This window comes from Giesbergeria sinuosa (assembly GCF_042652905.1).
Classification (GTDB): Bacteria; Pseudomonadota; Gammaproteobacteria; order Burkholderiales; family Burkholderiaceae_C; genus Simplicispira; species Simplicispira sinuosa.
Genome location: NZ_JBHSHJ010000001.1, coordinates 1 through 19,884, shown reverse-complemented (window position 1 = coordinate 19,884; position 19,884 = coordinate 1). Strand labels below are relative to the sequence as shown.

Below are 19,884 nucleotides of genomic sequence, written 5' to 3'. Positions count from 1 at the left end.
TCAATGGCGCTCCAAATGCAACAATTTGTTATTTTCGCGCCACAATGCCCCCAAAGTCCTGCCTGTTCGTACCCGAAGAAAATTGCCATGCTCAAACGCATCCATGTTCAGCATCTCACCTTGGGAATGCACATCCATGAGTTTTGTGGCTCATGGATGGAGCATCCTTTCTGGCGCACCCAGTTCACCCTGACAGACCCCAAAGATCTGGCCAGTATCCGAGCCACCACCATCAAGGAAGTCTGGATCGATGTAGGGCGCGGGCTAGACGTTGCCCCAGGCATTGCGTCCACCTCGCAAGCAGAGGCTGAAGCCCAGGTCGAAAACACCTTCCAGCACCTGAACGATGGGCCGGTCACCACCGAAACGCGGGCCTCTGTGCCACCACCGTCCGCACTGCGTGACCAGCGTCCCACCAGCATGGCGCAAGAACTGGAGACGGCCGCGGCCATTTGCCGACAGTCCAAAACTGCTGTCGCCTCCATGTTCAACGAGGCACGGCTGGGCAAGGCCACCGACACCCACCGCATGCGCGATCTGGTGGAAGACATCTCCTCCTCTGTCATTCGCAACCCCGGCGCACTGATCAGCTTGGCACGGCTCAAAACGGCGGATGACTATTCCTACATGCACTCGGTGGCCGTGTGTGCGCTGATGGTTGCACTGGCCCGCCAACTACAACTGGATGCAGAACAGACCCGCATTGCTGGCATGGCAGGACTGCTGCACGATCTGGGCAAGGCCACCATTCCGTTGCATGTGCTGAACAAACCCGGCAAGCTCACCGATGCTGAATTTGCCGTGGTGCGCCACCACCCGGTGGCGGGTTGGGAGATGCTGCGCCAAGGTGGCAAAACCGATGTGGCCGTGCTGGACGCTTGTCGGCACCACCATGAAAAGATTGATGGCACAGGCTACCCAGACGGACTCACAGGTGAGCACATCCACCTGATCGCCAAAATGACGGCCATCTGCGATGTCTACGATGCCATCACCTCCAACCGCCCCTACAAGGCGGGTTGGGACCCCGCCGAGTCGCTGCGGCGCATGGCCCAGTGGAGCGAAGGCCATTTCGACCTCCAACTTTTTCATGCCTTCGTCAAGAGCATCGGCATTTATCCGGCGGGCTCTCTGGTTCGGCTGAGTTCCGAGCGACTGGGGGTGGTGACTGACCAGAACCGGAGCACCCTGACAGCGCCGTGGGTCAAAGTGTTCTACTGCACCCGCACCAAACAACGTATCCCCCCAGAAACCATAGACCTGAGTCAACCTGGCTGCAACGAAAAAATCACTGCCCGAGAAGACCCAGAACAATGGCACTTTCCTGATTTGATCCGGCTTTGGTCAGGGTTTGATATTTCCCACCACCACACGCTGGCACCAGCCCCCCCTTCTGCGGCATGAGCACCTTCCTGACCCTCACCCTCAATCCTGCCTTAGACATGGCGACCCGCACCCCACAAGTGCGGCCTACCCACAAACTGCGCTGCACCACCGCAGAGCACTACCCCGGCGGGGGCGGTATCAATGTGGCACGGGTGCTGCACCGACTGGGCAGCCCGGTACAGGCATGGTATTTGGCAGGTGGCCCCACCGGCGAGCGTTTGCAAACCCTGTTGCAAGCAGAAGGGGTGCAGACCCAAGCCCAACCCATTGCCGGGCAAACCCGCGAAAACTTTTCGGTCATAGAAGACAGCACCGGACAGGAATTTCGCTTCGTGTTGCCTGGCCCCAAAGTGCAAACCGCCGAATGGCAAGCCTGCCTGCATGGCCTGGCCGCTGTGCAACCCAGACCACAGTGGCTGGTAGCCAGCGGCAGCCTACCACCGGGGGTGCCTGATGATTTTTACGCCCAGTTGGCACGACAGGCCCGCCACCAAAACCAGCAGTTGGTGCTGGACACGTCAGGCCCGGCCCTAAGCAGTGCCTTGCAGGCAGGGGTTGGTCTGCTCAAGGTCAGTCTGCGCGAACTGCGCGAACTGACTGGACAAGCACTGGCACAGCCAGCGCAATGGGCTATTGCAGCGCACAGCCTAGTAGCGCAAGGGCAAGCGCAAATGGTGGCGTTGTCATTGGGCGAACAAGGCGCCTTGCTAGCCACCCCTGCAGGCGTTTGGCAAGCAGCGGCCCTGACAGTGCCTACCGATGAGGGCACCACGGGTGCTGGTGACTGCTTTCTGGCGGCGCTGGTCTGGGCGCTGGCACAAGACCACCCCCCAGCCCAGGCACTGGCTTGGGGGGTAGCTGGGGGCACGGCGGCCCTGCTGTCTGGGGGAACCCGTTTGGCCCAACCCCACGACATCCACCGGCTACAGCCACAGGTTCGTGTGCATTCTGTAGCCAAATTATGCTAGCCAAGGTGGGGCTGGCCCCGTATATTTTCTACAGTCTCCGCTGCTCCAATACTTTCTGGTTGCCCTCTGCCGCCTCTTTCCACCAAACCGCCCATGCAGGAAACCTCCGCACGACAGCTCCCGCACCATCTGGCTCTGAGTGCCCTGTTGCTGTCACTGACCATACTGGCACCCGCATATTCACAAGAGTCTGAAACGACCAGCCCCCTTCCACCAACGCTCAAACTGTCGGGGTTTGCCACCTTGGGCGTAACACACCACCGCAATGACGATGTGGGCATGGTGTTCTCGTTCGACCAAAAATCCTTAGCCCACCGTGGCATCTCAGGCAATCTGGATTCCGTGCTGGGGGTGCAGTTAAACTGGCAAATGGCTGAGTCCACCTCGGCGGTACTGCAAGCAGTGGGCCGTGCTGGCGAAAACATGGAGCCCAAACTGCGCATGGGCTATGTGCGCCAACAACTGGGGCCAGACTTGGCCGTGCGGGTAGGCCGCTACCGCAGTCCGCTGTACTTTGATTCCGACATCACCGAAATCGGCTACGCCAACATGACGGTACGCCCCCCCCTGCCCGTGTACTGGATTGCCAACAGTGTCATTGCCATTGATGGTGGCGATGTGCAATGGCGCCACTCTTTAGGCAATACCGCATTGCTGCTGCAAGGCTATGCTGGTAGCAGCAGTTACAAAATCCGCTTCAACAGCGCCAACCCGGTGATTGAGTCTGACAACGAACTCAGCGGCCTCAAGGGTTTGGCCGCCAGTGTCACCCTGCCCCATGTCACGCTGCGTGCCTCGCGCACTTGGGTCAACAGCACCACACTGCGCTCATCCCAGGTAGATCAGCTCAATGCCGGTCTGGCACAAATGGCGGGCGGGTTGTCGGCCTTGGCTGCCAACCCCATGCTACCAGCCCCCTTGCGTACCAGTCTCAACAACAAGGCCCAAGCCGCCTTGGGCTATACCAACCCCTTTGACAGCTCGCCCATTTATACCAGTGTGGGCTTCAACGCCAACTGGGATGGCTGGGCCGTGATGGGAGAATGGGCACGGTTTCACTCTGGATCGGCCATGTTGGGCCGGGCCGACAGCTACCACCTGAGCGTGGGCCGCAGCGTTGGCGATTTCACGCCCTATGTGGGCATAGCCCGCCAGCAGCGCAAAACGCCTGTCCTCGATACCAGCGCCCTTGGGCCTACTGGCTTGCATCCCCAACTGGATGCAGGGCTGGCACAACTCAAAGGCAGCCTCGATGAGGCTGCCTCGGGCACACAAAAATCCTCCCGTTCCGCCACCGTGGGCGTGCGCTGGGATTTTCATGACAACATGGCCCTCAAAGTGCAATACGACCGTTTCAAAACCCCCAACCCTTATCACCCCGGGCCGTTTGCCAATTTGAGGCTGCCGATCAACAACCGGATCAACCTGGTGAGTGTGGTGCTGGATGTTGTTTTCTAAGGTTTGGCTATGAAACCCTTGCATATTGCGCTTCTGAGTATGGCCTTAACGCCCCCCTTGCCAGCATTGGCACAAGGCTCGGTAGTGGTCATTGCCCACCGTGCTGTGCCGGTAGAAAAACTCGACCCCAGCCAAGCGACACAGATCTTTCTCAAACAGGTGCAGACTTGGCCTGATGGCAAGCCCATTCAGCCTATTGATATCAAAGAAGGTGCCCCCCTGCGCATGGAGTTCTACTCCAAAGTGACTGGGCGTAGCCCAGGCCAATTGCGGGCCTATTGGGCACGGCAGGCGTTTACTGGCATGGGATTTCCGCCGCGCGAAGTGGCCACCGCTGCCGATGTCAGCAAGGCCGTTCAAGCAACCCCTGGCGCCATTGGCTACATCGACAGAAAAAGTGCCGAAGGGAATGTGAAGGTAGTGTTAGACCCCCACTCAACCCCGTAAGCCCACAGTGCAACGCCCCTTGGACAGCTTATGGGCCAGCCGTGCGGCACGGCTGGCTCTGCGTTTGTTTGCCCCGGCCATCTGGCTGTCCGGGCGCTTGACCTTTTCCCGCAAATACCTGCTGATCGGGATCGTGGTGCTGCTGGCAATGGCTTCGTTGAGCATGCCACTGTGGCAACAAGCCCGCCAAGCCCGCGAAACCGCCGATACGGAACGTGCGGGTTTGCGGGCCTTTGCTGCCCAAGCCGAGGTGCTGGCACAAATGGTGCAGTTGCGTGATCAGGCAGTGCGCGGCACCACACTGACATCACTGCCCCAGGTTACCCAGGCGCTCACCCCACTGGCCCCCCCACCGCTGGCAACCCCAGATGGGCCTTGGGCGCAACTGCACAACCGCTGGCAACAAGTGCAACAACTCGACAGCAGCGCCACTCCACAGCGGCGCTTTGCGGTACTGAACGGTGCCATCAATGCCATGTTGGGGGTAGTGCAGTCCAGTGCCCGCGTTTATCGGCTGAACGTCGATCCAGAACTGGATGCCACCTTTGAGCTGCTAACCAGCCGCCTGCCACTGGTGCTCGACACCCTGGGCAAACAGCAAGATGCCCTGACCCTGAATACCGGCGACATGGCCTCCTACGCCTTGGGTGCCCAAGTGGTACTGACCGAATCGATGCCCGGCCTCAAGGCTGGAGTTGCCCAACTGATGGCACACCACCCCACAGCCAGCGCGGTGCCCACGCCACTAGAGGCACTGCTGGTAGGCATTGTTGCCCAGCAAGATGCCGCTGACAAAACCCTAGACAACCCCGACGCCTTGGACGAATTGCGGCAACTGGCCCACAACAACCAACAGCGTGCCCGCGAACTGCTACAAGCCCTGACACACACAGCCGATGCCCACCTGCTGGAGCGCATCACCCGGCTCAAACACACACAGTGGACAATTGCCGCGCTGCTGGTAGGCGCACTGGCGGCCATTGCCTACCTGTTTGTGGGCATCTACCTGTCTACCCTGCATTCACTGCGCAGCCTCTCAAAGGGCACTGATGCTTTCTGCGCAGGCCGCCTAGACACCCGCATCCAAATTGACACCCAAGACGAGCTGGTGCTGGTGGCGCGTAACTTCAACACGGTGGCTGGGGAGTTTGGCCGCCTGTTGGACGTGATTCGCGAGCAAAACGAATCGCGCGAACGCGAACTAGAAACCCAAGTGCAGGCCCGCACGGCAGAACTGGCCGAAAAGAACGAGCAGCTGCGCGCTGTAGGCGACCGGGTACAAGAAGAACTGAACTTGGCCCGCGCCATGCAGTTGGCGATCTTGCCGCAACAATTCCCCGATGAAGCCAGTTGGGCCGTTCACGCTATCATGTTTCCGGCCCGCGAACTCGGCGGCGACTTTTACGATGGTTTCATGCTGCCTGATGGCCGCTATGGGATTTTGGTGGCTGATGTCTCAGGCAAAGGCGTAGGGGCAGCATTCTTCATGGCGGTATCACGCACCGTACTGCTGGACTTGGCCATGACCGGCCAGCCTCCACACCAGGTTTTGGCCCAAGCCAACGATTTGCTGTGCGAGCGCAATCCAATGGATTTGTTTGTCACGGCCTGCTACGGCATTTTTGATCCACGCGATGGCAGCCTGAGCTACGCCAGTGCAGGACACCACCCGCCGCTGCTGCGCCAAGCCCACGGCGAAGTGCAAGTGCTGCCCAGCGTACACGACTTGGCGCTGGCGGTGTTCCCAGACATGCGCTACCTGGATCAGCACATCACCCTGGCTCCTGGTGACACGCTGGTGCTCTATACCGATGGCGTCACCGAAGCCTTCTCTCCCGCCAACGAAGCCTATGGCGATGCCCGCCTGCACCACTGGCTAGTGCAGGCCCAACCCGAACAAGGCCCGGCAGCACTGGTAGCTGCACTGGTGCGCGATGTGGAACAATTCGTCAATGGTGCCGAAGCTTCGGACGACCTGACCTGCCTGATTCTCTGTAGAAAGTAAGGAGCTCCTGATGGACGGCCCACTGCCCGAACTTCGCCAAAAGACACTGCTGCTGGACTACCCATTGCCAGCGCGGCTGGAAGAGCTCGAAAAACTGGCCAGTGCGGTAGAAGATGCACTGCCAGAGCGCAGCGACTTGGCCTTTTCGGCCAATCTGTGCCTTGACGAGCTGATCACCAACACCATCCTGCATGGGCTTCAAGGTGCTGAAGACCGGGTGATCCGAGTGCGCATGAGCATGTCTGATGAATGGCTAGAGATCATCATCAAAGACGATGCGCCCCAGTTTGATCCCTTTGTGGAGGTGCCATCCCCCGATCTGGAGCTGGATCTGGAAGAGCGCCAAGTCGGTGGTTTGGGTGTGCATCTGGTCAAAACCCTGATGGACGACGCCCGCACCTACTACGACGGCAGCGGCAACCTGATTGTGCTGCTCAAAACGCTGCGCAAGGATGCCTGAGTTTTTGTTTGTTTCCAAGAAAGAAGAGAATGGCTCTCGAATGTACGATTTCAGAACTGGGCACGGCACGTGTGGCCTGTATTGTGGGCCGTGTGGACAGCGCCACCGCTGGTGCGCTGGAAAAGTCCCTCACACCCCTGTTTGATACCCCCGGACGCCATGCCATCGTCGATCTGACGGCACTGGACTACATCTCCAGTGCGGGTTTGCGCATTGTGCTGATGGCCGCCAAACGGGCCAAACAAGCCCAAGCGCGGCTGGTGCTGTGCGGCATGGCCCCGCATGTGCGTGAAGTGTTTGAGATCAGTGGTTTTCTGAAAATTCTGGAAGTAGCCAACGACCAGGCCAGCGCCCAGGCGCTGCTGGCCTAGTACGGGGTGCGCTCAGACTGACAGCAGCCAGCAGTTGCGCCCTGCCTCCTTGGCCCGGTAGAGCGCCGCATCGGCATTGCCCAGCAGTTCTTGGTCGGCTTCGGCCCCTTCGGGCACTTGGCTGGCCGCGCCCACACTCACCGTCACATAGGGTGCAGCATCTGAGGCCTTGTGTTCACGCCCCAAAGCCAGCACGGCGGCCACGACCCGCCGCGCCACCTCGGCAGTGCCTTGGGCGTCAGTGTCGGGCAAAATAACCGCCAGTTCCTCGCCACCATAACGGGCCACCAGATCGGTGGTGCGTTGGGTGGCGTTTTGCACAGCCCGTGCTACCGCTTGCAAACAAGCATCGCCCGCCTGATGGCCGTAGGTGTCGTTGTAGCGTTTGAAAAAATCCACATCGATCATCAACAGCCCCACTGGCTCCTGCCGCCGAGCAGCACTGGCACAGGTCTGGGCCAAACGATCATTGAAATAGGCGCGGTTGGCAATCTGCAATAAGCCATCGGTGCGAGAGAAAGCCTCCAAACGCAAATTGGCTTGTTGCAGCTCTTCATTGGCCTGGGCCAGCTCGCGTGTGCGCCTGGCCACACGATCTTCCAACAACTGGTTGGCCTGCGCCAATTCCGTGTTCTGTGCCGAAAGCACATGGTAGAGCTTGCCAATCATCTTGAGCAATGCCTGGGTGCCATTGTCGTGGCCGGAGTTTTCTTGCTCAAAGGCTTGGGCCGCCGACATGCCTTGACGGATCAGCACAATTTGGCGAGCCAACGACTGGTCTATGCCCAAAATGTGCATCCCCAACCACGAAGTCAGAAAACCGACAAAGGTTTCGGCAGGGTCGGCCATCAAATGGCGCTGTTGCCACATGGCATGCACTTGGGCTACAAACTGCTGGTGCAAGCCCTTGTGTGCCAACACATGGCGCGGGTCTACCCCTTCTGCCTCCATCAGCACTTCTTCATCGCTGAAGTGGTATTCGGTATAGGCCACCAAACGCTCAAAAATCTCACTGAGCACCGTCTCCTGGGACTCGTCGCTCAAGAACAGTGAACGGCTCAGCTCGTTGAACAAATCCACCAAAGCGTGGTGCTGCTCATCCACATCGGGCAAGCCGGTAACAAAGTTCTGATCCCAAACAAAGGTATCCATAGCGGCAGACTCGTTTCTTTACAAAATAAGGGTGCCGCAAAGGCTGTGACAGGCACCAAGCCCAGCACCACAAGGTCTATGCACCATTATGGCGTTGGGCCAAGACAGAACTTTCACCCCGCGGACGGTGGATTATCGGCAGTCATGGTCAGACGCTGCAAATCTTGTGCGCTCAACCAACGCCATTGGCCGGGGGCCAAGTCTTGCGGCAGGGCCAACTGACCAATGCGACTGCGGTGCAACCCCTCTACCCGGTTGCCCACGGCTGCCAACATGCGCTTGACTTGGTGGTATTTGCCTTCGGTCAGGGTCAGGTCTAGGCAGTGGGCATCGACCAAGACGCAGGCAGCAGCGCGCACCGGTTTAGGATCATCATCGAGCACCACGCCTGCCAGCAGGCGCTCAATTTGCTCTGGGGTAATGGCGTGTTTGGCCGTGACACGGTACACCTTGGGCACATGCTTCTTCGGCGAACTCATGCGGTGGATAAACTGGCCGTCGTCACTGAGCAACAACAGACCTGTGGTGTCTTGGTCTAAACGCCCCACCGCTTGTACGCCCTGAATGGCACTTTTGACGGGCCGCTGGCGCAAGGGGGCGGGCAACAGGGTGTAAATGCTGGGATAAGTGGACGGCTTTTGCGAGCACTCGGTGCCTGCGGGCTTGTGCAGCATCACATAAGCATGGGCAAAGTAGGCCCAATCCACACCCTGCACCCGAAAGTGCAAGCCCTCAGGGGCAAAATCGGCACTGGCATCCAAGCACTGCACGGGCGGCTGGTCTGGCCCAGCATCATAAACATCCACCCAGCCCTGCTGCACCAAACCAGCACACACGCGACGGGTGCCAAAACCTTGCGAATAAAGAATATCTTGTAACTGCATGGGCCAATTTATACGGTCAGGGTTTGGTGCAAAGCCATAAATGCCTCGGTGAGCTTGTGCCGAGAATCGAGGTAAATCATAGGGGTGGCCTGCTGGTGTGACTCGCGCACTTTGATCGATTGGGGAAGGTAGGGCTGCAAAACGGGCAAGCCCTCGTCTAGCAGCTCCTGCACCAACCGCCGGGGCAGACTGGCACGGGCCTGAAATTGATTAACCACGATCCCCTTCACCTGCAAGCTGGGGTTGTGGTCGGTACGAATCTCTTGCACATTGGCTAGCAGGGTATAGAGCGCCTGACGGGAGAAATCGTCACAATCAAACGGAATCAAACAACCCGTGGCCCCCATCAGCGCCGAACGGGTATAAAAATTGAGTGCCGGGGGCGTGTCGATATAGATGCGGTCATAGTCTTGCACCAAAGCTTGCACTGCCTCACGCAACTTGTAGATTTTGTGGCGCGATTCGAGTTTGGTCTGTAACTCATCAAGCAGCGGACTGGAGGCCATCAGGTGCAGGCGCTCAAACGGTGTTGGCTGCACAAAATGGCTGGGGGGCAGGGGACGCAAGCTAAAGCCCAGTGTCTGCTCAAAGAAATGGGCCAACCCAGGCTGTGCCGGCGCAGGCGCAGCCCCAAGCAAATAAGCACTCGAGTTGCCCTGCGAATCCAGATCGATCACCAAGGTGCGCAGCCCTTGGCTAGCACTGATGGCGGCCAGATTGCAGGTGATGGTGGATTTGCCTACTCCACCTTTCTGGTTGAACACGACAAGAGACATGGCACTGGATTCCTTGGACGCTAAAAAGACACACCACCAACGGCATGGTGGCACGCGACCACAGGCATGGCACACACCCGCAGCGCAGCGATTATGGGACAGCCACCGTGGGACAATCGTGCCGCGCCCCCTTGAGGCTTGGCGTATTTTTCCTGTTTATTCTTGGTACGGGCCTGTTCGGCCCTCAAGCCCCATGACTGATTTTTCTGCTACCGTCTCCACCGCATTCACCCTCAGTGATTTTGATTTTGAGCTGCCCCCAGAGCATATTGCCCAGCACCCGGCCCCCGAACGCAGTGCTTCGCGCTTGCTGGATGGCCGTGGCGCACAACCAATAGACCGCATTTTCCGCGAACTGCCCAGCCTGCTGCGGGCCGGTGATTTGTTGGTGTTTAACGATACCCGTGTGCTCAAGGCGCGCATTTTTGGCGAGAAATCCAGCGGCGGCAAGCTAGAACTGCTGATTGAACGGGTGCTCTCCGACCATGAGGTGGTGGCGCACATGAAGGTGAGCAAAAAACCCCAGCCCGGCGCTACCCTGCACATGGCAGGAGGTAGCCACCACGGGGGCTTTGATGCCGTGCTGCTCGGGCGCTACCCCGATGAGAACGGCCCGCTGTTTCGCTTTGCACTGCACGGCCCAGCCCACGAAAATGCGTGGACATTGATGGAGCGCCACGGCCACTTGCCGCTGCCCCCATACATTGAACGCCAGCAAGCCGAAGGCAACGACCCCAACGCTGCCCAAGACACCCAACGCTACCAAACCGTGTTTGCCCGCACCCCAGGTGCTGTGGCAGCACCTACAGCGGCGCTGCACTTTGACGATACGGTGCTGGCTGCACTGGCTGCCCAAGGCGTTGAACGGGCCAGCGTGACGCTGCATGTGGGGGCAGGCACCTTCCAGCCCGTGAAAACCGAAAATCTGGCCGAGCATCAAATGCACAGCGAATGGTACGAAATACCACTGGCCACCTTGGCAGCACTGGAACGCTGCCGCCAGCGCGGGGGCCGGGTGGTGGCGGTGGGCACCACCACTGTGCGCACACTGGAGTCGTGGGCACGCTCGGGCCAAACCAGTGGCGACACCAATATCTTTATCACACCGGGGTTTGACTTTCAGGTGGTCAACCTGCTGCTGACCAACTTTCACCTGCCCAAGAGCACGTTGATGATGTTGGTCAGCGCATTTGCCGGTTATGCGCAAGTGATGGGGCTGTACCACTACGCTATCAAGCGCAATTACCGCTTCTTCAGCTATGGCGATGCCATGTTGTTGGAGCGCCGCGCCGACACGGAACGATCAACGCCCCAGACGCTGTGAGACGAAATCGGCGTCCTTATCGCCACGGCCCGACAGATTGACCAAAATGGTCTGCTCGGGCGACATGGTTTTGGCGACCTTCATGGCATAGGCCACGGCGTGGGCACTTTCGAGCGCCGGGATGATGCCTTCGGTGCGCGACAGCGTCATAAAGGCATCGAGGCACTCATCGTCGGTGATGCTTTCGTAGTTCACGCGGCCAATGTCTTTGAGGTAGCAGTGCTGCGGCCCCACGCCGGGGTAATCCAAGCCGGAGGCAATCGAGTACACCGGCAGCGGCTCGCCTTGTGCATCTTGCAAGGTGTAGCAGGCAAAACCGTGGATCGCCCCCTTGGTACCGCGTGCCATCGTGGCAGCATGGTCGGGGGTGTCCAAGCCCTTGCCAGCAGGTTCTACGCCCACCAGTTGCACCGCTTCGTCGGGCAAAAATTCGGTAAAAATGCCCATCGCGTTAGAGCCACCGCCCACACAAGCCACCACCATGTCGGGCAAGCGGCCATGCTGCGCCAAGCACTGGGCACGGGCTTCGCGCCCCACAATGCTTTGGAAGTCGCGCACCATCTTCGGGAATGGGTGCGGCCCGACCACCGAGCCAATGGCGTAGAAGAAATTGACCGGGTCTTTCAGGTACTCTTCAAACGCGCTATCCACAGCGTCTTTGAGCGTACGTGTGCCGCGTGTGACCGGCACCAGCTTGCAGCCCAAAATCTTCATTTTGGTGACGTTGGGATGCTCTTTGGCGATGTCGATTTCGCCCATGTGGATTTCGCACTCAATCCCCACCAAAGCGCAAGCCGAGGCCAGCGCCACACCATGTTGACCAGCGCCGGTTTCGGCCAGCACCTTGGTTTTGCCCATGTGCTTGGCCAGCAATGCCTCGCCCAAACAGTGGTTGATTTTGTGCGCACCGGTGTGGTTCAGGTCTTCGCGCTTGAGCACAATGCGCGCGCCGCCTTGGCGCTGTGACAGCCGCTTGGCATGGAAAATGGGGCTGGGACGACCCACATAGTGGGCGTACAGCTCGGCCAATTCATCCTGAAAGGCTGCGGTTTGGCGCACTTGGTCATAAGCAGTGTTGATGTCGTCCATGACCGCCTTGAGTTCTGGCGGAATGAGCTGGCCGCCATACTCGCCAAAATAACCTTGGCTATCGGGCATGTCCAAAAACTGGTGCTCCATTGGTGTCTCCTGATGGGGGTAAAAAAAGCGTAGCTGCGCATTGTCACATCAGCCCTTTCACCACCCTTGCACCTCCCCAAGCAGTTGTTAGGACTGTGCCTGCCGAAAAGCCCGTGCCTGCCCAAAGTGCCCACACCCTATAAAGGGCACCGGCGGACGCAGCGCCGACAACGGCGACGGATGGTTGGCACACAGCACCAAATGCCCCCGGTCTGTGGGAATCAAAGCCCGTTTGGACTGTGCGTGCGATCCCCAGAGCATGAACACCACTGGGCGTGGCCCCTGTGCTACTTGGGCAATAACGGCATCGGTCAGGCGCTCCCAACCCTTGCCCGAGTGGCTGGCGGCCTGTCCTTCCTCCACCGTCAGGCAGGTGTTGAGCAACAACACCCCATTTTTTGCCCACTTGACCAAGCTGCCTCCCGGCTGTGGAAAAGCAGGCCAAGGCGTACCCAAATCGCGCTGCAACTCCTTAAAGATATTGCGCAGCGATGGCGGCAGTGCCACACCAGGAGCCACTGAAAATGCCAGCCCCTCGGCCTGCCCGCGCCCATGGTAAGGGTCTTGCCCCAAAATGACCACACGTACAGACTCGGTTGGCGTCAACTCCAGCGCCCGCAAGGGCCACGGTGGAAAAACAACGGCCCCGGCTTGCAAGCGCGCCTGCAAAAAGGCCAGCAACTTCTGCCCCGCAGTGCTGGCAAAAAACCCGTCTACCAAGGCTTGCCAACCAGGGGCCACAGGCCAATCGGCAGGATTTGCGCTTTGGAGTTGGGTAGGAAGAACAACGGACGGGTTCATAGCACTGTCAGCGTTCATAGTGTCCGCTTCAGCGTGATGGCACCACGAATGTCCCCTGGAGCATAGCCAGTGGCTTTGTCGTGTGGGTACAGCTCGTGCAGCTTGGCCTTGAAGCTCTGACTCAGGTGCTCGGGGTTGCCGTGGCAACTGAGACACAGGGTTTGCGTAGGCAGCGCCTTGATATAGCGGTAGGTGCGTACATTGCCATCGCCCACCACGACCTCGCCTTTTTCCAGCGTGGCAGGCGCTTCGCCCGCAGCCTGACGCTGGTCAAACTCTTGCAGCACCGCGGTTTCCCAGGCGTCAGGCGTGGCGTTTGGATTGCGGTTTTTCAGGCTGACACGGCGGATGTGCCAGCCCGTCTTTTCTGAAGCAGCCTTGGCCATTTGCGGTGCTTTTTCACGGCAAACCCCCATCGCCCCTTCTGGCCCTGCCTTGGCCATTTCGTCTTGCAGCACGGCCAACAGCTTGGGCGGTATCTCGGTAGCAATGCTACGCGCCTGTGCCAGCAGCTTGTCCTCCTGCGCCCAGACTGGCATGACCGCTACCACCCCCGCCACCATAGACAGCAAAGTGACTATTTTTCTCATTGGGTGCTCCTTTTGTGCTCCTGCAACAAAACCATCAGGCAAACAGCTTGGCCAGCTCCAGCCCTGGTTCGGGGGCTCGCATAAAAGCCTCCCCCACCAAGAAGGCATGGACACCGGCGCTGCGCATCGTTTGGACATCGGCAGGCGTCAGAATGCCCGACTCAGTGACCAACAACCGATCTTGTGGCACATGACGCTGTAAGTCCAGCGTAGTTTGTAAGCTCACATCAAAGGTACGCAGGTTGCGGTTGTTGATGCCCAGCAATGGCGTCTTGAGCTGGAGGGCGCGCTCCAATTCCGCGCCATCATGCACTTCCACCAAAACCGCCATGTCTAGGCTGCGGGCAATCGCTTCAAAGTCTTGCATCTGTGCATCGTCCAAGCAAGCAGCAATCAACAAGATGGCATCGGCACCCATGGCACGGGATTCATACACTTGGTAGGCATCCACCAAAAAATCCTTGCGCAACACCGGCAACTGACAACTGGCCCGTGCTTGCTTGAGGGCGTCAATGCTGCCCTGAAAAAACGAGCGATCGGTCAGCACCGACAGGCAAGCAGCACTGACTTTGCCATCGCCCTCAGCATAGCTTTGTGCAATGTCGGCAGGAATGAAGTCGGCACGGATCACGCCCTTGCTGGGGCTGGCCTTCTTCACTTCGGCAATCACCGCCGCTTGGCCCAGCGAGATCTTGGCACGCAGGGCGCCCACAAAGTCGCGGGTTAACACACGGCTTTCGGCATCGGCGCGCATGGCAGACAAAGATTTGCGGTTTTTTGCCGCAGCGACCTCCTGTACTTTGACGTCGCAGATTTTTTTCAGAATGTCGGACATGGTGAGGGTTCCTGGTAGGGGCAGCACACCGCCGCGGTGTACCGCATTTCAGCCACGGATTGTCGGGCCATTCCGGCAGACACCATAGCCCCCACCGTCAGGCGCTCTGCCAATCATTGAGCCCGGTACACCGCACAACAGCCCATCGCACCCCATAGAGATTAAGGTGGTGGTGTCGATTCGTCTTGACCGGGGGCCAAGGGCTGCGGTGGCGCCTGGGGTGAACGCACCACCTTCATGATGATGCGGTGCATCACCACCCCCACCACCAAAAACAACAATGAAATACCCAGCACAATCCAAGTGCCGGAGTCCTGCCAAATTGGCGCATCCCAAAGGCTGGTGGACATAGTGTGCTTTCGGGGCTTAGGCCGCTATTTTTTGTGTGTAGGCCACCAGCGCCTCCAACTTGGCTTGGGCAGCGCCACTGTCAATGGCTCGTTGTGCCAGCACCAACCCATCGGCAATGCTGTCAGCTACATTGGCTGCATACAGCGCCGCCCCAGCGTTCAAGCAGACAATATCGCGTGCCGGGCCCGCTTTGCCTGCCAACACATCCAACACCATAGCGCGGGACTGCTCTGGGGTATCGACCCGCAATTGGCGGGTGCCTACCATCGGTAGGCCAAAATCTTCGGGGTGAATTTCGTACTCGATGATTTGGCCGTTTTTGAGCTCCCCCACCAAGGTGGAGGCACCTAGGCTGATCTCATCGAGTCCATCGCGACCGTAAATCACCAGTGCATGTTCAGCGCCCAAACGCTGTAAGGCCCGCACCTGGATACCCACCAGATCTTCATGGAACACCCCCATCAAAATATTGGGGGCGCTGGCTGGATTGGTCAGTGGCCCCAGAATATTAAAGATGGTGCGCACCCCCAACTCCTTGCGCACCGGAGCCACATTCTTCATGGCTGGGTGGTGGTTGGGTGCAAACATAAAGCCCACGCCCACGTCAGCAATGCACTGCGCAATCTGCTCCGACGTCAGATTGATTTGTACGCCCAGAGCCTCCATGGCATCGGCACTGCCGCTCTTGCTGCTCACGCCGCGCCCACCATGCTTACTCACTTTGCCACCCGCGGCCGCAATGACAAAGGTAGCGCAGGTGGAGATATTGAAGGTATTGGCCCCATCACCACCCGTGCCCACAATATCGACCAGATGGGTGGCATCTGCCACTTGCACCTTGTGCGAGAACTCGCGCATCACTTGGGCAGCAGCCGCAATCTCGCCAATGGTTTCCTTCTTCACGCGCAAGCCCGTGACGATGGCCGCCGTCATCACGGGCGAGAGTTCACCACGCATGATGAGCCGCATCAGGTGCAGCATTTCGTCGTGAAAGATTTCGCGGTGCTCAATGGTGCGCTGTAGCGCCTGCTGGGGGGTGATAGACATGGTTCTGACAGAGAAGGGAGAAGACTGCAACCCACGGGCTGGGGGTGCCAGTCTTCTAGTCTAGCGTCAACGTCCGGCCCCTCTGCCATCCAGAGGCTCCCGTAGAAAATCAGCCACCAAGGCCAGCACTTGTGCGGGCCTTTCACGGTGGGGCACATGCTGGGTCTCTGGCATCAGTGCCAGCTGCGCTGGCCCTACCACCTGTTGCACGATCTGCTGCGGGTGGCGTGGCGAGCCATATTCATCGTCCACACCATGAATGGCGAGCACCGGGCAGGCCACCAAAGGCAGTGCAGGCGCCAACGACCAATCGGCAAATGCAGGATGCAACCAAGAGCCGATCCAAGCATCCAGCACCCAAGCCGCCTTGTCACCGTGGTACTTGTGCAAACGGGCCATCTGTTCGGCATCGCCAAAAAACACCTTGGCTTGCTCTAGGCCTTGAATGGTGCGGTCTTCCACAAATGCCTGGGCAGATTCGGTGATCAACGCCTCACAGGCCTCCGGAAACCGGGCAGCACACCCCACGGCCATACCACCCCCTACACTGTGACCGAACAGCACAAAACGCCCCACGCCCAATTGCTGGCGCACGGCAGCAAAACTGCCTTCGGCCTCTTGCAGCACAAAATCCAATGGCAGCTTGCCCCAGTGCGGACTGGACTGCCCAAAGCCCAGCCGATCATAGGCAATGACCTGCCGCCCAGTGGCCGCACACAGTGCTGCCGGAAAATCACGCCACAGCACAATGCTGCCCAAAGAATCGTGCAGCAAGATGATGGGCACTTGAGAGAGCCGTGCTGGTGGCGACCAAACGCGCACCCGCAGGCTCCCCTGCGGGACGGACACCCATTGATCTTGGGCAGTGATGTGCTGAACGGTAGGAGGCATGACCATGGGGGTTGACCCGGTTGATGAGACCGAAAGAGAACCCCCATCATAGTTGACGTTTACGTCAACGTAAGCTTACCCATCATTTTGTAGATGACAAACGACTACAACATCGGTGGTGCTGCTGGCTCGGTGGGGCCGCATCCAACCCCACGCTGCTGCAAAAAGTTGCGCAACATGGCATGACCGTGCTCGGTCAGGATGCTCTCGGGATGAAACTGCACCCCCTCCACGGCCAAGGTTTTGTGGCGTACGCCCATGATTTCGCCATCATCCGTCCAGGCGGTAATCTCTAGGCTGTCGGGGCAGCTAGCCCGCTCAATTGCCAATGAGTGGTAACGGTTGACGGTAAATTGCGCAGGCAGGCCCGCAAATACGCCCTGCTGTGTGGTGGTGATGACGCTGGTTTTGCCGTGCATTTGCTGCTGCGCCCGCACAATCTTGCCACCAAAGGCCGCCCCAATCGCTTGGTGGCCCAAGCAGACCCCCAAAATTGGCAGCTTGCCTGCAAAATGCTGAATGGCTGCCACCGAAATGCCTGCCTCTGCCGGAGAACATGGCCCCGGCGAAATCACCAACCGATCCAGTTCTCCAGCATCTAACCGGGCCTGAATGTCGGCGACGGTAATTTCGTCATTGCGAAACACTGCTACCTCGGCCCCCAACTCGCCAAAATATTGCACGATGTTGTAGGTAAAGCTGTCGTAGTTATCAACCATCAAGAGTTTCATGGCCGCGCTCCTTGGGGTGTGTGCAGGCGGGCAAATTCGCTGTGCTCGTGGGCAATCGAATGCTCCATCAGGCTGCGGTAAATGGCCTCCATCACATCGGGCAAACCACCATGCAGGGCCGCACTGGCGCGCACACGGGCGACGATGGCTTCGATGCGCTCCTCGTCGCGCACTTGCGATGGGTCTTGCTTGATGCGGGCGGCTTGGGTCATGTAGCCGGTGCGTTGCACCAGCAGGGGCACCAACACATCGTCCAAAGCATCTATGTGGCGGCGCACGTCTTGCATGGTGGTGCAGTGCTGCACGTTGTCGATGGCACGGGTCATTCCAAGCCCTCCTCTACCAGTTCTGCGGCACGCAGCAGGGCGCGGGCCTTGTGTTCGGTTTCTTTCCATTCCAGCTCGGGCACCGAGTCGGCCACCACTCCCGCTGCGGCTTGCACATACAGCGTGCCGTCTTTGATCAGGCCGGTGCGGATGGCAATCGCCAAATCCATATTGCCCGCGTAGCTCAGGTAGCCACAGGCACCGCCATAAATGCCACGTTTGCTCGGTTCCAACTGGTCAATCAACTCCATCGCATGGACTTTGGGTGCGCCCGTCAGGGTGCCTGCTGGGAAGGTGGCTTTGAGCACATCCATGCTGGTCATGCCCTCGTTGAGGATGCCCTCCACGTTGCTGACAATGTGCATCACATGGCTGTAGCGTTCCACCACAAAGGCTTCGGTCACTTTGACGCTGCCAATTTGGGCGATGCGGCCAATATCGTTGCGGGCCAAGTCAATCAGCATCACATGTTCAGCGCGCTCTTTCGGGTCGTTGATGAGCTCGACCTCGGCGGCTTTGTCTTGCTCGGGCGTGGCTCCGCGCGGGCGCGTACCGGCCAGTGGGCGGATGGTGACTTTTTGCCCCTCGGGGGTTTGCTCTTGGCGCACCAAAATCTCGGGCGAAGAGCCCACCACCTGAAAATCGCCAAAATTGTAAAAATACATATAGGGCGATGGATTGAGCGAACGCAGGGCGCGGTACAAGCTCAGCGGCGATTCGGTATACGTTTTGTGAATGCGCTGGCCCACCTGCACCTGCATAAAGTCGCCTGCCGCAATCAACTCTTTGGCATGGGCCACAGCGGCTAAGTAGTCGTCTTTGGCAAAGCTGCGCTGGGCCGGGTGGCTGGTGCTGGCTTGCACCACCGGGGCCACCACGGGCGCTTGCAACCGCTGTTTGAGCTGGTGCAGGCGCTGCTGTGCTTGGGCGTAGGCTTGGGGCTGACCCGGGTCGACATAAACAATCAGAGACAGCTTGCCCGACAGGTTGTCAATTACCGCCAGCTCTTCGCATTGCAACAGCAAAATATCAGGGCAACCCAAAGTATCGGGGGGGCAACTGGCTTCGAGTTTTTTCTCGATATAGCGCACGGCGTCGTAACCAAAGTAGCCCGCCAAGCCACCACAAAAGCGCGGCAATCCGGGCAACAGAGCCACCTTGAAACGCTGCTGGTATTGGGCGATAAAGTCCAGCGGATTGCCCGTGGCGGTCTCTATCACCACACCATCGGTCACTACTTCGGTGTGGGCGGCGTGGCCAAAGCCACTGGCGCGCAGCAAAGTGCGCGCAGGCAAGCCAATAAAACTGTAACGGCCAAAGCGTTCGCCCCCCACTACCGATTCCAGCAAAAAGCTGCGTTGACCGCCATCTTGGCTATGCGCCAATTTGAGATACAGCGAGAGTGGGGTTTCTAAGTCCGCAAAGGCTTGGGCCATGAGCGGAATACGGTTGTAGCCCTGTTGGGCCAAATGGTGAAATTCAGATTCTGTGATCACGGGGGATAGATCCCTGCTGGGGCGGCACATGCTGGCGTGGACAAAGACGCAGTGCCACAGTGTTCATGCAATCGGCCTCCGCTAGAGCCAGGGGAGACCACGGGGGCGTGCAGGGCCATGCCCGCACGCATCAAGCGCAGCAATAGACAGAGCGACGCCAGGGCCAAGCTCCCCGGTCACTTTGACCTGCGATGAACACGCGGTGGATGAACATGGGCCAAAGTGTAGCAAACAGGCTTCTGCCAAACCCACAGCAAGGGACTCTTGGGCCTTGCATCCCATTGACATCCTCCCCGCCCTAAAGGACGGGGATTCCTACTGCTAGACGGCGATGCCCCGCCGCGAGAATGTTGCGTGCTGCATTCACATCGCGGTCGTGTTCCGCCCCGCAATCGCTGCACTTCCA

General features: G+C 59.0%; 22 protein-coding genes. 8 read left to right on the top strand and 14 right to left on the bottom strand.

The features are described 5' to 3' along the window. Positions 1-87: 87 nt before the first annotated feature. The 7 genes from ACFO6X_RS00110 (at position 88) to ACFO6X_RS00080 (ending at position 7,095) form a co-directional block, all read left to right on the top strand. Positions 88-1,404: an HD-GYP domain-containing protein gene (locus ACFO6X_RS00110; RefSeq protein WP_382428827.1), complete on the top strand. Its 1,317-nt coding sequence runs from the start codon at positions 88-90 to the stop codon at positions 1,402-1,404. Next, a complete protein-coding gene (locus ACFO6X_RS00105; protein ID WP_382428825.1) occupies positions 1,401-2,354 on the top strand; it encodes a 1-phosphofructokinase family hexose kinase in 954 nt (317 codons plus the stop codon). Before ACFO6X_RS00110 ends, ACFO6X_RS00105 begins: the two co-directional genes overlap by 4 nt. A gap of 93 nt (positions 2,355-2,447) precedes the next feature. Then, positions 2,448-3,812: a porin gene (locus tag ACFO6X_RS00100; protein ID WP_382428823.1), complete on the top strand. Its 1,365-nt coding sequence runs from the start codon at positions 2,448-2,450 to the stop codon at positions 3,810-3,812. 9 nt (positions 3,813-3,821) lie between these two features. After that, on the top strand, positions 3,822-4,259 hold the full coding sequence (locus ACFO6X_RS00095; protein ID WP_382428821.1) for a phosphate ABC transporter substrate-binding protein: 438 nt from the start codon (positions 3,822-3,824) through the stop codon (positions 4,257-4,259). 7 nt (positions 4,260-4,266) lie between these two features. Beyond that, positions 4,267-6,264, top strand: a complete 1,998-nt coding sequence (locus ACFO6X_RS00090; RefSeq protein ID WP_382428819.1) for a PP2C family protein-serine/threonine phosphatase — start codon at positions 4,267-4,269, stop codon at positions 6,262-6,264. A 10-nt stretch (positions 6,265-6,274) separates the two neighbouring features. Further along, positions 6,275-6,724, top strand: a complete 450-nt coding sequence (locus ACFO6X_RS00085) for an ATP-binding protein (protein ID WP_382428817.1) — start codon at positions 6,275-6,277, stop codon at positions 6,722-6,724. Between the two features lie 29 nt (positions 6,725-6,753). Beyond that, positions 6,754-7,095 (top strand): STAS domain-containing protein, encoded by a 342-nt coding sequence (locus ACFO6X_RS00080; protein ID WP_382428815.1) that lies wholly within the window; start codon positions 6,754-6,756, stop codon positions 7,093-7,095. Positions 7,096-7,107: 12 nt separating this feature from the next. Here the strand turns inward: ACFO6X_RS00080 and ACFO6X_RS00075 are convergent, their stop codons facing one another. The 3 genes from ACFO6X_RS00075 to ACFO6X_RS00065 form a co-directional block, all read right to left on the bottom strand. After that, positions 7,108-8,247, bottom strand: a complete 1,140-nt coding sequence (locus ACFO6X_RS00075; protein WP_382428813.1) for a GGDEF domain-containing protein — start codon at positions 8,245-8,247, stop codon at positions 7,108-7,110. A gap of 113 nt (positions 8,248-8,360) precedes the next feature. Continuing rightward, the gene (locus tag ACFO6X_RS00070; RefSeq protein WP_382428811.1) at positions 8,361-9,131 is read right to left on the bottom strand and encodes a 16S rRNA pseudouridine(516) synthase; all 771 of its coding nucleotides are present in this window, start codon (positions 9,129-9,131) and stop codon (positions 8,361-8,363) included. An 8-nt stretch (positions 9,132-9,139) separates the two neighbouring features. After that, positions 9,140-9,907: a ParA family protein gene (locus tag ACFO6X_RS00065; protein WP_382428809.1), complete on the bottom strand. Its 768-nt coding sequence runs from the start codon at positions 9,905-9,907 to the stop codon at positions 9,140-9,142. Between the two features lie 193 nt (positions 9,908-10,100). Between ACFO6X_RS00065 and queA the strand changes: the two genes are divergently transcribed. Next, positions 10,101-11,231, top strand: a complete 1,131-nt coding sequence (gene queA / locus ACFO6X_RS00060; RefSeq protein ID WP_382428807.1) for a tRNA preQ1(34) S-adenosylmethionine ribosyltransferase-isomerase QueA — start codon at positions 10,101-10,103, stop codon at positions 11,229-11,231. On the opposite strand, the gene trpB is transcribed toward queA, so the two are convergent. From trpB to ACFO6X_RS00005, 11 genes are all read right to left on the bottom strand, one after another. Continuing rightward, positions 11,211-12,410, bottom strand: a complete 1,200-nt coding sequence (gene trpB, locus ACFO6X_RS00055; RefSeq protein WP_382428805.1) for a tryptophan synthase subunit beta — start codon at positions 12,408-12,410, stop codon at positions 11,211-11,213. The two genes, queA and trpB, sit on opposite strands and share 21 nt — an antisense overlap. A gap of 87 nt (positions 12,411-12,497) precedes the next feature. Further along, positions 12,498-13,211, bottom strand: coding sequence for a uracil-DNA glycosylase (locus ACFO6X_RS00050; RefSeq protein ID WP_382428803.1), 714 nt, complete (start codon positions 13,209-13,211; stop codon positions 12,498-12,500). Between the two features lie 14 nt (positions 13,212-13,225). Then, positions 13,226-13,801 (bottom strand): Tll0287-like domain-containing protein, encoded by a 576-nt coding sequence (locus ACFO6X_RS00045; RefSeq protein ID WP_382428801.1) that lies wholly within the window; start codon positions 13,799-13,801, stop codon positions 13,226-13,228. 34 nt (positions 13,802-13,835) lie between these two features. Further along, on the bottom strand, positions 13,836-14,636 hold the full coding sequence (gene trpC, locus ACFO6X_RS00040) for an indole-3-glycerol phosphate synthase TrpC (protein ID WP_382428799.1): 801 nt from the start codon (positions 14,634-14,636) through the stop codon (positions 13,836-13,838). Between the two features lie 161 nt (positions 14,637-14,797). Beyond that, positions 14,798-14,986 (bottom strand): hypothetical protein, encoded by a 189-nt coding sequence (locus ACFO6X_RS00035; RefSeq protein WP_382428797.1) that lies wholly within the window; start codon positions 14,984-14,986, stop codon positions 14,798-14,800. 16 nt (positions 14,987-15,002) lie between these two features. Continuing rightward, positions 15,003-16,034, bottom strand: coding sequence for an anthranilate phosphoribosyltransferase (gene trpD / locus ACFO6X_RS00030; RefSeq protein WP_382428795.1), 1,032 nt, complete (start codon positions 16,032-16,034; stop codon positions 15,003-15,005). A 66-nt stretch (positions 16,035-16,100) separates the two neighbouring features. Next, positions 16,101-16,931, bottom strand: coding sequence for an alpha/beta fold hydrolase (locus ACFO6X_RS00025; RefSeq protein WP_382428793.1), 831 nt, complete (start codon positions 16,929-16,931; stop codon positions 16,101-16,103). A gap of 98 nt (positions 16,932-17,029) precedes the next feature. Further along, the gene (locus ACFO6X_RS00020) at positions 17,030-17,656 is read right to left on the bottom strand and encodes an aminodeoxychorismate/anthranilate synthase component II (RefSeq protein WP_382428791.1); all 627 of its coding nucleotides are present in this window, start codon (positions 17,654-17,656) and stop codon (positions 17,030-17,032) included. Next, positions 17,653-17,982: a chorismate mutase gene (locus ACFO6X_RS00015; RefSeq protein WP_382428789.1), complete on the bottom strand. Its 330-nt coding sequence runs from the start codon at positions 17,980-17,982 to the stop codon at positions 17,653-17,655. Before ACFO6X_RS00015 ends, ACFO6X_RS00020 begins: the two co-directional genes overlap by 4 nt. Further along, on the bottom strand, positions 17,979-19,478 hold the full coding sequence (trpE, locus tag ACFO6X_RS00010; protein WP_382428787.1) for an anthranilate synthase component I: 1,500 nt from the start codon (positions 19,476-19,478) through the stop codon (positions 17,979-17,981). Before trpE ends, ACFO6X_RS00015 begins: the two co-directional genes overlap by 4 nt. A gap of 298 nt (positions 19,479-19,776) precedes the next feature. Next, positions 19,777-19,884 (bottom strand): zinc ribbon domain-containing protein (locus tag ACFO6X_RS00005; RefSeq protein WP_382429761.1); only part of this gene is annotated, 108 nt, incomplete at its 5' end.

Bases quoted from the DNA above. Each gene is read 5' to 3' on its own strand.
- ACFO6X_RS00110 (WP_382428827.1), top strand. From the start codon at position 88: ATGCTCAAACGCATCCATGTTCAGCATCTCACCTTGGGAATGCACATC.
- ACFO6X_RS00105 (WP_382428825.1), top strand. From the start codon at position 1,401: ATGAGCACCTTCCTGACCCTCACCCTCAATCCTGCCTTAGACATGGCG.
- ACFO6X_RS00100 (WP_382428823.1), top strand. From the start codon at position 2,448: ATGCAGGAAACCTCCGCACGACAGCTCCCGCACCATCTGGCTCTGAGT.
- ACFO6X_RS00095 (WP_382428821.1), top strand. From the start codon at position 3,822: ATGAAACCCTTGCATATTGCGCTTCTGAGTATGGCCTTAACGCCCCCC.
- ACFO6X_RS00085 (WP_382428817.1), top strand. From the start codon at position 6,275: ATGGACGGCCCACTGCCCGAACTTCGCCAAAAGACACTGCTGCTGGAC.
- ACFO6X_RS00080 (WP_382428815.1), top strand. From the start codon at position 6,754: ATGGCTCTCGAATGTACGATTTCAGAACTGGGCACGGCACGTGTGGCC.
- ACFO6X_RS00075 (WP_382428813.1), bottom strand. From the start codon at position 8,247: ATGGATACCTTTGTTTGGGATCAGAACTTTGTTACCGGCTTGCCCGAT.
- ACFO6X_RS00070 (WP_382428811.1), bottom strand. From the start codon at position 9,131: ATGCAGTTACAAGATATTCTTTATTCGCAAGGTTTTGGCACCCGTCGC.
- ACFO6X_RS00065 (WP_382428809.1), bottom strand. From the start codon at position 9,907: ATGTCTCTTGTCGTGTTCAACCAGAAAGGTGGAGTAGGCAAATCCACC.
- queA (WP_382428807.1), top strand. From the start codon at position 10,101: ATGACTGATTTTTCTGCTACCGTCTCCACCGCATTCACCCTCAGTGAT.
- trpB (WP_382428805.1), bottom strand. From the start codon at position 12,410: ATGGAGCACCAGTTTTTGGACATGCCCGATAGCCAAGGTTATTTTGGC.
- ACFO6X_RS00050 (WP_382428803.1), bottom strand. From the start codon at position 13,211: ATGAACCCGTCCGTTGTTCTTCCTACCCAACTCCAAAGCGCAAATCCT.
- ACFO6X_RS00045 (WP_382428801.1), bottom strand. From the start codon at position 13,801: ATGAGAAAAATAGTCACTTTGCTGTCTATGGTGGCGGGGGTGGTAGCG.
- trpC (WP_382428799.1), bottom strand. From the start codon at position 14,636: ATGTCCGACATTCTGAAAAAAATCTGCGACGTCAAAGTACAGGAGGTC.
- ACFO6X_RS00035 (WP_382428797.1), bottom strand. From the start codon at position 14,986: ATGTCCACCAGCCTTTGGGATGCGCCAATTTGGCAGGACTCCGGCACT.
- trpD (WP_382428795.1), bottom strand. From the start codon at position 16,034: ATGTCTATCACCCCCCAGCAGGCGCTACAGCGCACCATTGAGCACCGC.
- ACFO6X_RS00025 (WP_382428793.1), bottom strand. From the start codon at position 16,931: ATGGTCATGCCTCCTACCGTTCAGCACATCACTGCCCAAGATCAATGG.
- ACFO6X_RS00020 (WP_382428791.1), bottom strand. From the start codon at position 17,656: ATGAAACTCTTGATGGTTGATAACTACGACAGCTTTACCTACAACATC.
- ACFO6X_RS00015 (WP_382428789.1), bottom strand. From the start codon at position 17,982: ATGACCCGTGCCATCGACAACGTGCAGCACTGCACCACCATGCAAGAC.